14 protein-coding genes are annotated in these 13,685 nt (G+C 42.2%); all 14 read left to right on the top strand.

Annotation, left to right across the window (positions count from 1 at the left end; all coding sequences use genetic code 11):
• On the top strand, window positions 1-1,209 hold the full coding sequence (locus DD649_RS19460) for a phage major capsid protein (protein WP_294110780.1): 1,209 nt from the start codon (window positions 1-3) through the stop codon (window positions 1,207-1,209).
• Between the two features lie 200 nt (window positions 1,210-1,409).
• The gene (locus DD649_RS19455; protein WP_294110779.1) at window positions 1,410-1,949 is read left to right on the top strand and encodes a Rha family transcriptional regulator; all 540 of its coding nucleotides are present in this window, start codon (window positions 1,410-1,412) and stop codon (window positions 1,947-1,949) included.
• Window positions 1,950-1,982: 33 nt separating this feature from the next.
• Complete coding sequence (locus DD649_RS19450) at window positions 1,983-2,288, top strand: head-tail connector protein (protein ID WP_336431064.1); 306 nt, start codon at window positions 1,983-1,985, stop codon at window positions 2,286-2,288.
• Window positions 2,285-2,614, top strand: coding sequence for a phage head closure protein (locus tag DD649_RS19445; protein WP_336431063.1), 330 nt, complete (start codon window positions 2,285-2,287; stop codon window positions 2,612-2,614). Before DD649_RS19450 ends, DD649_RS19445 begins: the two co-directional genes overlap by 4 nt.
• Complete coding sequence (locus DD649_RS19440) at window positions 2,601-2,990, top strand: hypothetical protein (RefSeq protein ID WP_336431062.1); 390 nt, start codon at window positions 2,601-2,603, stop codon at window positions 2,988-2,990. Before DD649_RS19445 ends, DD649_RS19440 begins: the two co-directional genes overlap by 14 nt.
• Window positions 2,987-3,400 carry an HK97-gp10 family putative phage morphogenesis protein gene (locus DD649_RS19435; protein ID WP_294110771.1) on the top strand — a complete coding sequence of 138 codons (414 nt, stop codon included), beginning with the start codon at window positions 2,987-2,989 and terminating at the stop codon, window positions 3,398-3,400. Before DD649_RS19440 ends, DD649_RS19435 begins: the two co-directional genes overlap by 4 nt.
• Window positions 3,401-3,423: 23 nt before the next feature.
• Complete coding sequence (locus DD649_RS19430; protein ID WP_294110769.1) at window positions 3,424-3,888, top strand: phage tail protein; 465 nt, start codon at window positions 3,424-3,426, stop codon at window positions 3,886-3,888.
• Window positions 3,888-4,232 (top strand): phage tail protein, encoded by a 345-nt coding sequence (locus DD649_RS19425; protein WP_294110767.1) that lies wholly within the window; start codon window positions 3,888-3,890, stop codon window positions 4,230-4,232. The genes DD649_RS19430 and DD649_RS19425 overlap by 1 nt, the downstream gene beginning before the upstream one ends.
• 366 nt (window positions 4,233-4,598) lie before the next feature.
• Window positions 4,599-7,394 (top strand): phage tail tape measure protein, encoded by a 2,796-nt coding sequence (locus tag DD649_RS19420; protein WP_294110765.1) that lies wholly within the window; start codon window positions 4,599-4,601, stop codon window positions 7,392-7,394.
• The gene (locus DD649_RS19415; protein ID WP_336431061.1) at window positions 7,384-7,992 is read left to right on the top strand and encodes a hypothetical protein; all 609 of its coding nucleotides are present in this window, start codon (window positions 7,384-7,386) and stop codon (window positions 7,990-7,992) included. The genes DD649_RS19420 and DD649_RS19415 overlap by 11 nt, the downstream gene beginning before the upstream one ends.
• The gene (locus tag DD649_RS19410; protein ID WP_294110761.1) at window positions 7,992-8,573 is read left to right on the top strand and encodes a hypothetical protein; all 582 of its coding nucleotides are present in this window, start codon (window positions 7,992-7,994) and stop codon (window positions 8,571-8,573) included. Before DD649_RS19415 ends, DD649_RS19410 begins: the two co-directional genes overlap by 1 nt.
• An 18-nt stretch (window positions 8,574-8,591) precedes the next feature.
• Entirely contained in the window at window positions 8,592-8,969 is a 378-nt protein-coding gene (locus DD649_RS19405; RefSeq protein ID WP_294110757.1) for a hypothetical protein, read from the top strand.
• 58 nt (window positions 8,970-9,027) lie between these two features.
• The gene (locus DD649_RS19400) at window positions 9,028-9,426 is read left to right on the top strand and encodes a hypothetical protein (protein WP_294110755.1); all 399 of its coding nucleotides are present in this window, start codon (window positions 9,028-9,030) and stop codon (window positions 9,424-9,426) included.
• A complete protein-coding gene (locus DD649_RS19395) occupies window positions 9,426-13,652 on the top strand; it encodes a DUF1983 domain-containing protein (protein WP_294110754.1) in 4,227 nt (1,408 codons plus the stop codon). The genes DD649_RS19400 and DD649_RS19395 overlap by 1 nt, the downstream gene beginning before the upstream one ends.
• The last annotated feature ends 33 nt before the right edge of the window (window positions 13,653-13,685 follow it).

Raw genomic sequence — 13,685 nt, 5'->3', positions numbered from 1 at the left:
ATGGCTGTAGATCATAAAGATGTTAGTGAAGTTGCGCAGGAGCTGAAAGGTCAATTTGCTGAATTTCAGGAAAAAAACAATAAGCGTATTGACGCTATTGAAGCAGAAAAAGGCAAGTTGTCTGAAACGGTTGAAACATTAAATGGCAAACTATCGGAGTTAGATGAGCTTAAAACTAATTTGGAAGCTGAACTTGCCGCAGTAAAACGTCCCGATGGCAGCGCGGCCAATAAAGATGTCGCAGAGCATAAAACGGCGTTCGACCTATTTGTTCGTAAAGGTAAAGATGATGGCCTTGCGGAATTAGAGCGAAAAGCGATGCAAGTCGGCTCCGATCCTGATGGTGGTTATGCGGTACCGGAAGAGTTGGACCGTAATATCATCAGCATGTTACGTGATGAAGTGGTAATGCGCCAAGAGTGTAATGTAGTCACTGTTGGTACGCCTAATTTTAAGCGTCTCATTAATCAGGGTGGTACCAATAGTGGCTGGGTGGGTGAAGTTGATAAGCGCCCAGAAACCAATACCTCAAAACTTGCTTCTATTGAGCCGGTTTGGGGTGAAATTTACGGTAACCCAGCAGCCACCCAAGCCATGCTTGATGATGCCTTTTTTAATGTTGAGCAATTTATTACCAGTGAGCTAGCGATTGAGTTTGCGGAGCAAGAAGAGGCCGCATTCACAAATGGTGATGGAGCTAAAAAACCAAAAGGTTTGCTGGCCTACGGCAGTGACGACAAAACTGATAAAGATCGCGATTGGGGTAAATTACAGCATCTGTTACTGAAAAAGCCAACCGAAGTCACAGCCGATGAAATCATGAAACTGATTTACACCATGCGTAAAGTGTATCGCTCTGGTGCTAAATTCATGATGAACAACAATACCTTGTTCCAAGTGCGTACGCTGAAAGATAGCCAAGGTAATTATTTGTGGCAGCCGGGCTTACAATTAGGTCAACCTTCAGCATTGTTAGGTTACGGTATTGCTGAAAATGAGCAGTTTTCTGACGTGATCGCGGATGCAACACCGATTGCATTTGGTAGCTTTAAACGTTGCTACACCATTCTTGACCGTATTGGCGTTCGCATGTTGCGTGACCCATACACCAACAAACCTTTTGTGCATTTCTATACCACAAAACGTGTTGGCTCAATGATGGTTGATAGTAACGCTGTGAAGTTACTGAAGTCGGCAGCAGCGAAATAATTACAACCCTTATTAAGGGCGGCTTAATTGCCGCCTTTTTAATGCATTTCATTCTGTGCACCGAAAGCACATTCACATGTAAATCATCGAGCCAAAATTTAGGTAATGAGTCTTTGAGGTAATCAGTTATAGCTGATGTCGCTTCGATGGACTGATTTCCTATTTCGGCAAGGATTCATTACTAAATCAAGGTAGACATTATGCAATATCCAACAATTGTAAATGGAATAGATTTTCGAGATATCGTTTTTATGTCTGGGTCTGAGGCTATTACTGATAGTTTTTGCGTGGCAAAAGCATTTGGTAAGGAGCCAAAGAACGTCATTCGTGATATTGAGCGAACAATAAAGGCATGTCCTCCTGAGTTTGATGCAGGGCTCAATTTTGAGCTTTGCTATAAAAACAACGAGTTACAAAATGGAAAGCCACAGAAATTCTATAAAATAAGAAAAGACGGTTTGATGCTACTAGTTATGTCGTACACAAAGAAAGAAGCTATGAAAATTAAGGTGGCATATATAAATGCTTTTAACTGGATGGCTAATGTGATTACAAACAACATCCGTAACATGGAGCAAGAGCGAAATGAAGTTATGCTCGAATTCATGAAAGAGAAGGATGTGGCCAGCATGTCGGGTCGGTTATTAAATCGATGGGGTAGAATTAAAAAACCTCAATTACTCAATCGAATTGTTGAGATAGAAGAAAGGGGGCAATTGTTATTGCCAAGTATTGAATAGGTCGCTCAGCGGCCTTTTTTATTGGAGAATTTTATGTCGTTACCAACAATAGAGGAACTACGCCAGCAATGCCGCATTGATACTGAAGATGAAGATGCTCTTTTGTTGGGTTACCTATCAGCAGCTAAAGAAAAGGCAGGTAATTATTTAAATAGAACATTACATGATGACAGCGTTCCAGAGGATGACTCAAACGGCATAGCAATAACGCCAATCATCAAATTAGCCTTAATGCTGGCGGTTGGTTTCTGGTATGACACAAGGGAGCTAAAGAAAATACCCCAAGGCTTTTATGAGTTACTGGGTGATTACCGTATTTCTCCAATGAGGGTTAAATGATGTTAGCCGGCGAACTCAACAAGCGGATCACGTTGTTACGTATTGAGGAAGTTAGGGACGACTTTGGCGAACCTAAATCACAGTTAGTAAAAGTTAAAGAGGCGTGGGCAAAAGCGGAGGCAATGTCTAATCGTAAAATTCGCACCGCAGATCAGCAGCAAGTCATCGAAACCTATCAATTCACACTTCGCCCTCGTAAAGATGTGGAAAGTGACTGGATTGTAACTTATCAAACGCGAAATTTTATTGTTCGAGCCGTTGATAGAAATCAGTCAGACCGTTTGATTATCACAGCGGAGGTCGATAGCCGACATGATAGAAACTGACCTTAAAGCTGATTTAGAGCGGCTCACAGGCTTAAAAGCCTATCCCGTCGCGTTACCCTCAAATGTGCTTGAAGGGGTTATTTATCAACGGATCAGCGACCCTAAAATGATGACCGGTCTCGCTAACACTTCACTTGTTCAGTCTCGATTTCAGGTAACTTTTCAAATTCCGAATGATTACGCAAAAGCATTAAAGCTTGAGCAATTAGTGCTTAAAGCATGGGAAACCATCACGCATGGTTATATCGGTAAATATCCAGTTCAAGCGGTTCAGCGTGGAAATTTTATGCAATATCGAGAGGAGCAAACAGATAAACGGGTTATCTGGCGAGTGATGCGTGATTTTATTATCACTTACCCGGAGGATGCCGAATGAGAATATCTGTTGAGGTAAAAGGCCTTAAAGACTTGGAATATGAATTAAATCGATTAGGGGAGGATATTACAACTAAAGTATTACGACAGGCAGGGCGCGAAGCAATGGCGCCAGTGCTTGAAGATATGAAACAAAATGCTGGTTATGACGCTACCAGTGAATCTGAACATATGCGCGATAGTATTAAAATCCGTACGACTAGTCGCATGAAAGACCAAAAAACACTCTCCGTCATGACGGTACGTGTTGGACCAAGTAAAGCTCACGCTATGAAAGCACGAGCGCAAGAATTCGGCACAATTAAACAAATTCCCAGACCTTTTATTCGTCCCGCACTTGATTATAACCGTCAATTTATTTTAAGCACACTTGCATCTGAAATACGAGCAAGTATCGAAAAATATCGTTAATTCATCTAATTGGAGTCTAAATTATGGCAGAACAAAAATCTTCGCCAGAGTACGCCATGCTTCCAGCTGGCACAATTGTTAAGTTCGGCAAGCCTGGTGATGCAGTCGCCGTGATGAAACCATTAATAAACTGTAAATCAACAGGCACAACAGGCTTAACAGGGGGTTTTGTTGATTGCACAACCTTGATAGATAAAACTAAACAATCTATTTCTGACTTGCCAGACGGGCAGGAAAAGACGTTGGGCTTTATTGACGATCCGGAGAATGTGGATTTTGCCGCTTTTCTCAATGCCGCTCAGGCGCGCGAGGTTGTTCAATTCTATGTTGAGTTACCGAATAAGCGCACCGCCACTATGATTTTGGCGCTGGCGGGTTGGGAAATGAATGATATTGCAGCTCCAGCCAATGAAGTTATTCAAATCGCGGTAAAAGCGAAACAAAATAACCTAACTTGGGGCGTAGCTGCCGCTGGGGGGACAAAATAATGTCATTAAAGTCATTGCTTTTAAAATCAAGCGCTCATGTTGAAAAACATCAAATATTTGGTGCTGATACTTATATTCGTCGCTTAACTATTGCTGAGTTAGATGAGTATGAGCACGACTTGCAAGAAGCGCAAAAAACAGGGTTTAGTTCTGATGCGAGCAAAGCCGGCGCTAAATTAATTTTAAAATCGATTTGTGACGAAAATGGTAAGTCTATCCCCGAAAAAGATTTACCAAGCCCTGATGAGTTAATTAAAGCTCATGATACACCCACTCTGCTTGCTGCAATGTCGTTTGTACAAAAATACAGCTATGGCTCAGTAGAGGAAGCGCAAAAAAACTAATCAACTCACCCTATCTAAAGCTCATTTTTCAACTGGCCGATAGATGGGGTGAGCCTGACCCCAGAAAAATTGCTCAATTGCCTGCCGAAATTATTACTCACTGGCAGGCTTTTTTTATGCCTGAGCACGAAGAAGTTTCAAATATCCCACAAATAACGTCATCAGTTTCACCTGATGTTGAAGCCCAATGTAATGATGTAATGAGGATCTTAAATGGCTGACGTTGCAAGTTTAGCGGTTGCGTTACACCTCAACGCAGCCTCTTTCAAATCTCAAGTTTTTGATGCCTATGATACTGCAAGTAAAGAGTCCAAAAAGTTTGCGCAGTCAGCCACAAAAGATGCTGGCATCACAGCAGAGAAATTATTGGAAGTCTCCGCAAATGCCCGTAAGGCTGGCGCTGATTTATCCGCATCAGGGCAATTAGCAAGGCATTCACAAGTGGGTTTTTCTCAGTTACGAACTGCACTTAATAATGTTTCAGCGGGCTCAAATGTAGCAACTAGTAGCTTAATTGGTGCTTTTATTCCAGCATTGCAGCGTTCGCTCGATACGGTAGAAAGTGTTAAGTATTCACTAGCAGATCAGCAAAAGGTTTATCAGGACGTAGCGCGAGAAGCGATTAATTTATCTAAGGCGCAGATTGAAGGTGCTCAGTCAGATAGGAAGAGCGCCCAAGAAAAGATTAATTTAGCTGCAAAAATGCGTGATGAGGCGATTGCTCGCCGTGAACAAGCTTTTGCGCTCGATGAGTACCTCGAAAAGCAAGTTGAAGTTAACAAACAGCATGGTGTTACTGCTAACTACACGGAGGATCATGCTAAAAATGCGCGCATTATCAGTGAGGCGAATATTGCCGAGGCAGAAGCTAAAAGGCGTATGCAAAGTGCCTCAAGGGATATTATCTCTGCAGATAAAAGCGAATTAGATGGTAAGAAAAATTTAGCAACTGCGACTAACCAACTATCGGAAGCTAGCAAAGAACTCACATTCTCCCAGCGTGCGGCGGCAAATAGTGCCAGTTTATTTAAAAGTGCGTGGGGCATGATGGGTGGTGCGGTTGGCATTGGGATCATGGCATCAGCCGGTGCATTTACTTATCTTTATTCTCAGTACCAGCAAGCTGAAGAGCGACAAAAGGCCTTTAATGGCGCTTTACAAAAAGGGGGTATTGGTTTAACGACAACCGCCTATGATCTGCGTAACTTAGCTAATGAGCTCGGTGGCACCGCAGAAGCTTATAAATCCGTTACGGCTGCAGCCAGCGCGGGTTTTTCTGGTGATTTATTACACCAGATCGCTGAGGTAGGGACACAACTAGAAAAATCAGGTGGAAATGTTGATCAGTTTATTTCTGGTTTAGTTGCATTAGGTGAGCAGCCAGTTGAAGGGATGCAAAGGATAATTGATGCTGGTAGGGAGATAGATAATCAAGCAATAGAACGAGTGGCTAGGCTTGAGCGAGAAGGAAAAAAAAGGGAGGCGGCCAACGCGGCAATGCTTGCTGCAGCTATTGCTGAAATTGAATATAACTCCAAATCTAGCACTTTCGCTACTGAGCATGAAAAGAGAATAAAAGACCTTAATGTAGCTTATGCAGGGTTACAAATGACCGTCCGTAATATTGACATGGGCGGTAAAGATCCCTTTATGGGCATGTATATTACGACTAAAAGTTTATTAGCGGATAAATTAAAAAAAGAGCAAGAGGAAAGAACACAACAATTATTAGAACAACAGAAACAATTAACCGAAAACGTGAAGCTTCAGAGTAACTTTAATGCGGCATTTAATGCTGGAGTTGATCAGCAAAAAGTACGAACAGATCGGCAAAAGCAGTTTAAAGAAATGTTGGATAAGGGAACTATTTCAGCAACTGAATACCAGCAAGCCCTGAAAGGGTTAGATAAGTTATTTTCTAAGCCTGCAAAAACAGACAGAAGTACTTCCATAGATGAAGGAAAGCAACGGATAGAGCAGCTTTTACAACAAGGTGCTACCTTGCGTGCTCAACTGGAGGAAACGGAAGGTCTAACAGCGTCTGAGCGTAAGCTAGTATCGTTTGAGCAAGAGTTAATTGGGCTACAGGGGCAACACCTAAATGCTCGACAAAAGAGTATTCAAGCTCACTCAGATGAGATTCGTGTGCAGTTAGTGAAAAATCTATCTTTAGAAAAAGAATTAAAATACAAAGAATTAAGAAAAAAGTTTGATGATCAAAATTTCGAGATAATACAAAAAACTTCAAAAATTCGTCAAGATGCAACAAATCAGATGTTACAAACAACAATGAGCCAATCAGCATATGATTTAATGCTTGAAGAGCAAAGGGTGAGAGATGAGTTTCGTCAGCGGCGCTATCAGCTAGATAAAGAGGTGTCAGATAAAACTACCCAACTTTATTCTGAACAGACATTATTTTTGACTCAAGAGGAACAGCGTCAATTAGATATTGTCAGGCAGTCCTCGCGAGATAAATTAGCAATTAATAGAAGCGCTAGCGCTGGAATGGTTAGGGGGATACAGGATTTCGGAGAATCAGCCGGTAGTGTCTATGATCAGATGCGCTCCATCAGTAATAACACATTAAGTGACATGTCTGGAGTGTTGGCTAATTTCGTAGCTACTGGGAAACTAAATTTTGCAGATTTTGCGCAATCTATTGTGACAGAAATTACAAAAATGATTTTCCAAATGATGATCTTTAATGCACTTAAAGCTGGTTTTGCAGGCACTTCATTCGGAGATGCTATGGGATTTAAGGCAACACCAAATGCAAAAGGTGGTACATACAGGTCACCAGGGTTAAGTGCATATAGCAATACCATTGTGAAATCTCCTACATTATTTCCGTTTGCAAAGGGTGGCGCACCGAAAATGGGATTAATGGGAGAGGCTGGCCCTGAGGCGATAATGCCATTAACTCGAGGTCGCGATGGCTCTTTGGGAGTAAGGGTTCTTGGTTTGGATGCACAACAACAAGCACCGAATATCATCATCCAACAAACTTTCCATCTAACAGGGAATGGAGATCAGGCCTTGCAAGAAGCTATTCAACAGGCGGCAGAAATGGGAGCAAAGCAGGGCTCACAGGATGCATTATCCAAGATTCAACGAGATTTTCAAAATAACGGCACACTAAGAAAAAGCCTTGGGAGGTAGAATTATGGTGCTTGAATGGCCAGAAAATGTAGTGCCAAACTCAATGAATTGGCAGTTAATGAGTAACAGCAAAACATTTACTTCTGTGTTTACAGGGAGTAGTCAAACCGTACGATTTTCTGGAAGCCGCTGGCGTTGCGTTTTAACTTTCAATAATCTCACTGAAACCATTTCCAGAGAATTAGAGGTTCTAATGGCTCAATTAGATGGGGAAAGCGGCCGTATAAAAATCAGCAATTGGATAAGGCAAGGGCTGCAAGGAAAAGGAGCACCACTGATTGGCGCTGGAAACCAAACGGGGAAATCTCTACAAACTAAAGGTTGGATAAAAAATTCAATTGTAGCGCGTAAGGGCGATTACATCACGGTGAGTAATGAGCTAAAGATGGTTACTGAAAATGTGATAAGCGATAAAGATGGGAATGCAATTATTCCCATTTCGCCCATGTTGAGATTGTCTCCGCAGATCGATGGAAAAATAGAGTCCGTGAAGCCGTTTGGTATTTTTAAGCTAGCAAGTAATGATCAAGGGAATTTTCAGTACCAGCCCGGTGTATTTTCTAATGTCACCATAACATTTGAGGAGGCTTTATACTGATGCTGTATCATCCTTTTTCAAATGAAATGGTAAAGGCCATTAATGATGGCTTTGAGCTGGTGATTGCAGCCAATCTAGACCTCAAATCTGGAGTGACAAGAACACATACTGGCCTTGGTAACTTAATTATTGCGGGTGAAGTGTATCAAGGGGTTGGTTCCTTGGGGAGCATAGAGCCAGTTACCGAAAATAATTCAACCAGCCCACAGCAATTGATATTGTCACTTTCTGGTTTTGATTCTCTTCTTATTGCCGATGTTATGAATGAGCGAAGTCGTGGTAGAAATGTAGGTTTAATGCTGGTGGCTTTAGATCTAGACGGTAAACCGGCATTAGCTGAAATTATTTTTGCTGGGCAAATTTCTAATATTGGAGTTACTACGGGTAATAATAACGAGGTTGCAGTTACGGTATCTAATCGTTTTGAACGATGGTCTCAAGGGCTACCAGATAGATTTACTGATGAATCGTGGATAAAGCGCCATAAGGGTGATCGTATTTTTAGGTATGTAGCACAAATGGCTGAGCGTGCTATATACTGGGGTAGTAAAAAAGATGCACCAACATTCATATACAAATAACATTAAATTAGGGGATAAATGAACAGTATCTTTAAGTTTTTTGTGATGACAATGTTTTCTTTTGCTTTAATGGGATGCGTTACCCAAATGACAAAAGAAGAAGTAGCCACTGCAAAATTTGAACAGCTACCTAGTAGCTATAAATCTGACATAGAAAAATTTATTTCGGCAAACTTAAAAGATCCTGATTCTGCTAAATATATTTTTCATGACCCTAAAAAGGGGTATCAATCATCTAAAAAACTAGTGGCAATGGTTGTCCCAGTAGAAGTGAATGGCAAGAATAGCTATGGTGGTTATACAGGCTACAGCCTTTATCATATAGCGTATATTTCAGGGCAATACCAAGATGTTACCACTGGTGTTATGTATGAAGTGATTAAATTGGCTGACTAATATACTACATTTATATTAACCCGCTACGGCGGGTTTTTTTATGCCCGGAGGACAGCAAATGCGGCACTTGAATTGGACAACTCGATTACCAGAAACATTGCAAAAAGCCATGCAGAAGCCGTTTTCATGGGGTGAGCATGATTGCTGCTTATTTGCTGCCAATTGTGCCATTGCTGTCTGTGAGATTGATATCGCTGAAAAAGTTCGCGGTAGGTACAAAACCAGCGCCGGTGCATTGCGGGTTTTAAAAGCTGAGTTTGGCGATCTGGAGTCTGGATTATCAGGTTTCTTTAATGAAATAGAGCCTATCACTGCCTCTCGCGGCGACATTGTGATGTTCATTGGTCCTGAAGGTAAAACGCTTGGTGTTATTTGGGCTAAAAAAATATGGGCGGTTACTGAACGTGGCGCAATGCCTGTTGATCATCAACCTATCAAAGCATGGAGGGTCGAGTAATGGGAAAGGTTGTTGCTAATGTTGTCTCCGCAGGATTGATGATTGCTGGTGTTATGGCAACCGGTGGTCTTGGTACCGCATTAATTGTTGCCGGTATTGCCGTTCAAGCTGCAGGGACATTCATTTTTCAAGATAAAATGCCCTCAATGCAGTATCGCGACCAGTCAGAACGCAAACAAATGCTACGTTCATCAGTGGCACCTGAAACAATTATAGTCGGTAAAACTGTGTGTTCAGGGCTTCTATTTTTTGCTGAAGAGGAAAAAGGCGATCAGACTGAAAATGAACGCCTATTCATGGCATTAGCGATTGCCGCTCATAAAGTTGACCGTATTGGCCAGATTTGGTTAAACGATGATTTAATCGGCACCTTTGGTGATAAGGCCAGCTATGAATTTCATAACGGACGTACTGATTGTGACCCTTATATGTTGAAAAACGCGCCATCATGGAAAGAGGACATGATAGGTAACGGGCTGGCATGGTTGCGTTTAGCACTAAAATATGACGCTGAAAAGTTCCCGTACGGTGTGCCGAATGTCAAAGTTGAGGTGTGGGGAAAGCAGGTTTATGATCCGCGCACAAACAAGACCGCATGGAGCAACAACGGCGCGTTAGTGATTTTAGATTTCTATCGTAGCTACCTCAGCGTCCCTGATTCAGATATTGATTTTGATGCATTTAAAGCTGCCGCTGATTTATGTGCGGAGCCAGTGACGTCACCCGAAGGGGTAAGTGAACCTCGATACACCATTAATGGTGCATATGAATTAGCGGAGTCACCTTCATCTGTCCTTGATCACATGCATAAATGCATTGCAGCTGAGCCGACCTATGTTGCAGGCAAGCACGGTATTCTGATGCAAGCTTATAATGGACCGGCTGTTTTACGTATCGAGCCTAATCAAATCATTGATACTGTGAATATCACGCCCGAACTTGGGTTACGTGATGCGACTAATGCGATTTACGGTACGTTTATCGATGCAGAGCAGCAGTATATCAAAACGGATTTTGAACCCGTTGTTATTGATGAATGGATTGACGAGGACGGATTAGAGATTAAAGAAAATATGGACTACCGCTTTGTCAGTAGCCCTTATCAAGCAAGTCGACTCGCTAATTTATACTTACGCAAAAAACGTGCAGGGCGTCGTGTTCAGCTCAAAATGAATATGGACGGTTACGCCTATCGACCAGGGGATGTGATTTTATTAAACCTGCCACACATCGGTATTCAAAACCTTGAGTTTCGTGTTGCTGAATGGAAATTTCATCCGCAAGAAGGTGTTGATATTCTCCTCGAGGAGGACGGCGCTTATATTTATGAAGATATTATCGGCAAGCCTTTTGTCAGGCCGCCATTCACTGTTTTGCCAACCGGTGGTGTGGCGCCACCGCTTAACCTTACGTTTGTGCCGACCAATATCGGTGAAGTGGTTCAGGGCTATCTCAGTTGGCAATCAGCCGCCGCTGATGTTCGCTATAACACTGTCAATATTATTGAAAATGGCAAGGTTGCTCAGTCTATTCAAGTTCCACAGGATAGAGTTGATTTATCGGGCCTTATTCGTGGTTCTTATCGTGCCGAAGTTCGTGCTATTAATGCCGCTGGTGCAATGTCAGCGCCGGCTATTGTTGATTTTGATATTCAAGCCCCACCTCAACCGGTCAATGTTGAAATGGTTGGCGGCATGTTCTCGTTAACCTGTATTCCTCATGGTGGCGAAACCGCGCAACACGGTTATACCTTTGAGTTTTGGTTCAGCGACAAGAAACTGGCCAGCACTAATGATATTGAAGTGACCACCAAGGCTAACCGTCAAGGTCAGGGGCAATTTTGGTCGAAAGATAATCTAAAGCCGGGTACCAATTATTGGTTTTATGTTCGTACGGTTAATAGTTATGGAAAGTCACAGTTCGTTGAGGCGGTAGGGCAAGCCAGTGGAACGCCACAGGACATGATGGATGAGTTAAAAAATGAGTTCCTCAGCAATGAAGCTGGTCAACAAATGCAGGAGCAAATCGACTTTAATAAAGACAAAGTGACTGATTTAGAAATTGATGGTTATGACTTTAAGCAAAAAATTATCAGCATCGATCGTGAGATAGAAGCGGTTAATGAAGCAGTAATGACCAATACGCAATTTACTACTGAACTTCATTTCAAACTTAGCGAAACAACGGCTCACGGAAAAGCAGAAATCTTTCGACTTGAGCAAGTGCAAGCGAATGATAGAGAGTCTCACGCCAAGTTCCAGCAAGAAGTTGCTTCAGAATTTGAGATTACAGCAGCAGATGTTTTAACTGTTCAGGAATCATTAGCGAAATCCAATGAATCCTTTGCACAACAAATCGGTCAAGTTCGCGCTGAGATTACGAGTACCAATGAAGAAGTCGGTACCATTAAAGGCCGAGTGACGACAGTTGAAAAAGCCACAGTTGACCTCGAAAAAGCTCAAGCAAGCTTTGAGCAATCCACAGTCACTGAGTTTGGCGAAATGCGCGGTTATATCACTCACGTTGAAACATCACTGACTAACGCTGAATTCGCCTTTACTGAAGCCTTGATGCAAACCAATGCACAGGTGAATGAAACTAACTCTGAGTTGTTAAAATCCAAAGCGGAAGTGAGCCGGTTATCAACGGCCGTTGCGGATAATACTAAATCGACGGCTGAACTGACTGAGAATGTGAAAGCGCAGCAGGAGCAATCAGAAGCAGAGTTTGTCGATGTGCGTAAATCTCTTGCCGAGAAAGATAAGGCCCAATCGGAACATACAGAGCAAGTCCGTGCTGAGCTAAGTAAAGATATCAACGATAACAAGGATGAATTATCAAAAACCAATGCGGTAGTGACTAAACACACGGAATCTCTTGCAACACTTGATGAAACGACAACTCAGATTAAGCAAACTCAGCAGAGCCAACACGATGACACTCAAGCCAGTATCGGTCAGCTAAAAGAAACCACCGCTAACACTGACAAGGCACTTACCAAGGAAATCGAGAAAACTGAATCACGTTTTGAAGATAATGAAGCGTCAATTAACCACATTCAACAAACAATGGCCACCACGGAAGGTTCACAAGTTGAAGCTATCGGGCAGCTACAAGTTCAGCAAAATGTGCAGGGTACTGAAATACTCAAATCGCGTGCTGCTATTGTGCGTACTGATAATCTTGTCGCTGATAATCAACAGGCATCCGCTAAATCGTTTGAGAAAATATCGGCTCAATTTGATGGGGTGAGTGCAGATATCACTACGATTAAAAAATCGGTTTCTGATAGTGAAAAAGCGCAAGCTGAAGTTAACGAACTCATTAAATCAGAAGTTGGTGAGAATAAATCTGCTATTGAACTTCGTGGGCAAACTGTTTTCGATCACAAAGGGAATGGTTCAGCAATTTACACTATCAAAACCGGTATTAACTGGAACGGCCAGTATTTCGATGCCAAGTTTATGATGGGTGCCGAAGTTAAAAACGGCAAGGTCGTGACACAAATCGGTTTTTCAGCGGACACCTTTGGTATTTTCAATCCCTCCAGCGGCAAGTTAGAGCCTGTTTTCTTTGTTGAAAATGGGCAAGTGTTTATCAATGAGGCGTTTATCAACCAGGCAATGATTGAGAAGCTACTCATTGGCTCAACAATTAAATCTAAAAATTGGGACCAAACTAAAAAAGGTCTCATGCTTGACTTTGAAAACGGAAGGTTGATTGCAACTAATGCAGAAATTACAGGCACTATTTATGCGACAGACGGTGATTTCAAAGGCACTGTGTATGCAGAGAAATTTATCGGCGATGTTGCAACTGGAGTGTTGTACGGTGGAGTGTCAAAGTATTTCTATAAACAATCTACAATGACAATAGAGTCGATAACGACCTATATAGGGAGTATGCCGTATGATGTGGATTTAATCATGCCAACCATGCACTTTGCATCCGAGCATAAAACCCCAGCAATAAGTCAGCCGATAGAAATTGCCGTTTATGCTAACGGAGTTAAACAAAATGTTATTATCACAACAGTTGATAGTCCTGATTCGACATGGGCTGCGATTGCATCTTGTTACATCAAAATCCCCAAAATGCAGTCAAATACAAAAATAATTGTGAGATTAACGGGGCGTGGAAACGGGGGGGATAACTCTGATTGTACGCTGAAAATCTACCCAGCACTGGTGCTCGCATGCAAAAGTAACCCGTCATCGTTTAATTAAACATCCTACACAAACAAGAAGCCGCTTAATTGC

The sequence above is a fragment of the Providencia sp. genome (assembly GCF_003533305.1).
GTDB lineage: Bacteria > Pseudomonadota > Gammaproteobacteria > Enterobacterales > Enterobacteriaceae > Providencia.
Note: the sequence above shows the minus strand (reverse complement) of the source record. Positions and strands in the feature narration are given on the sequence as shown.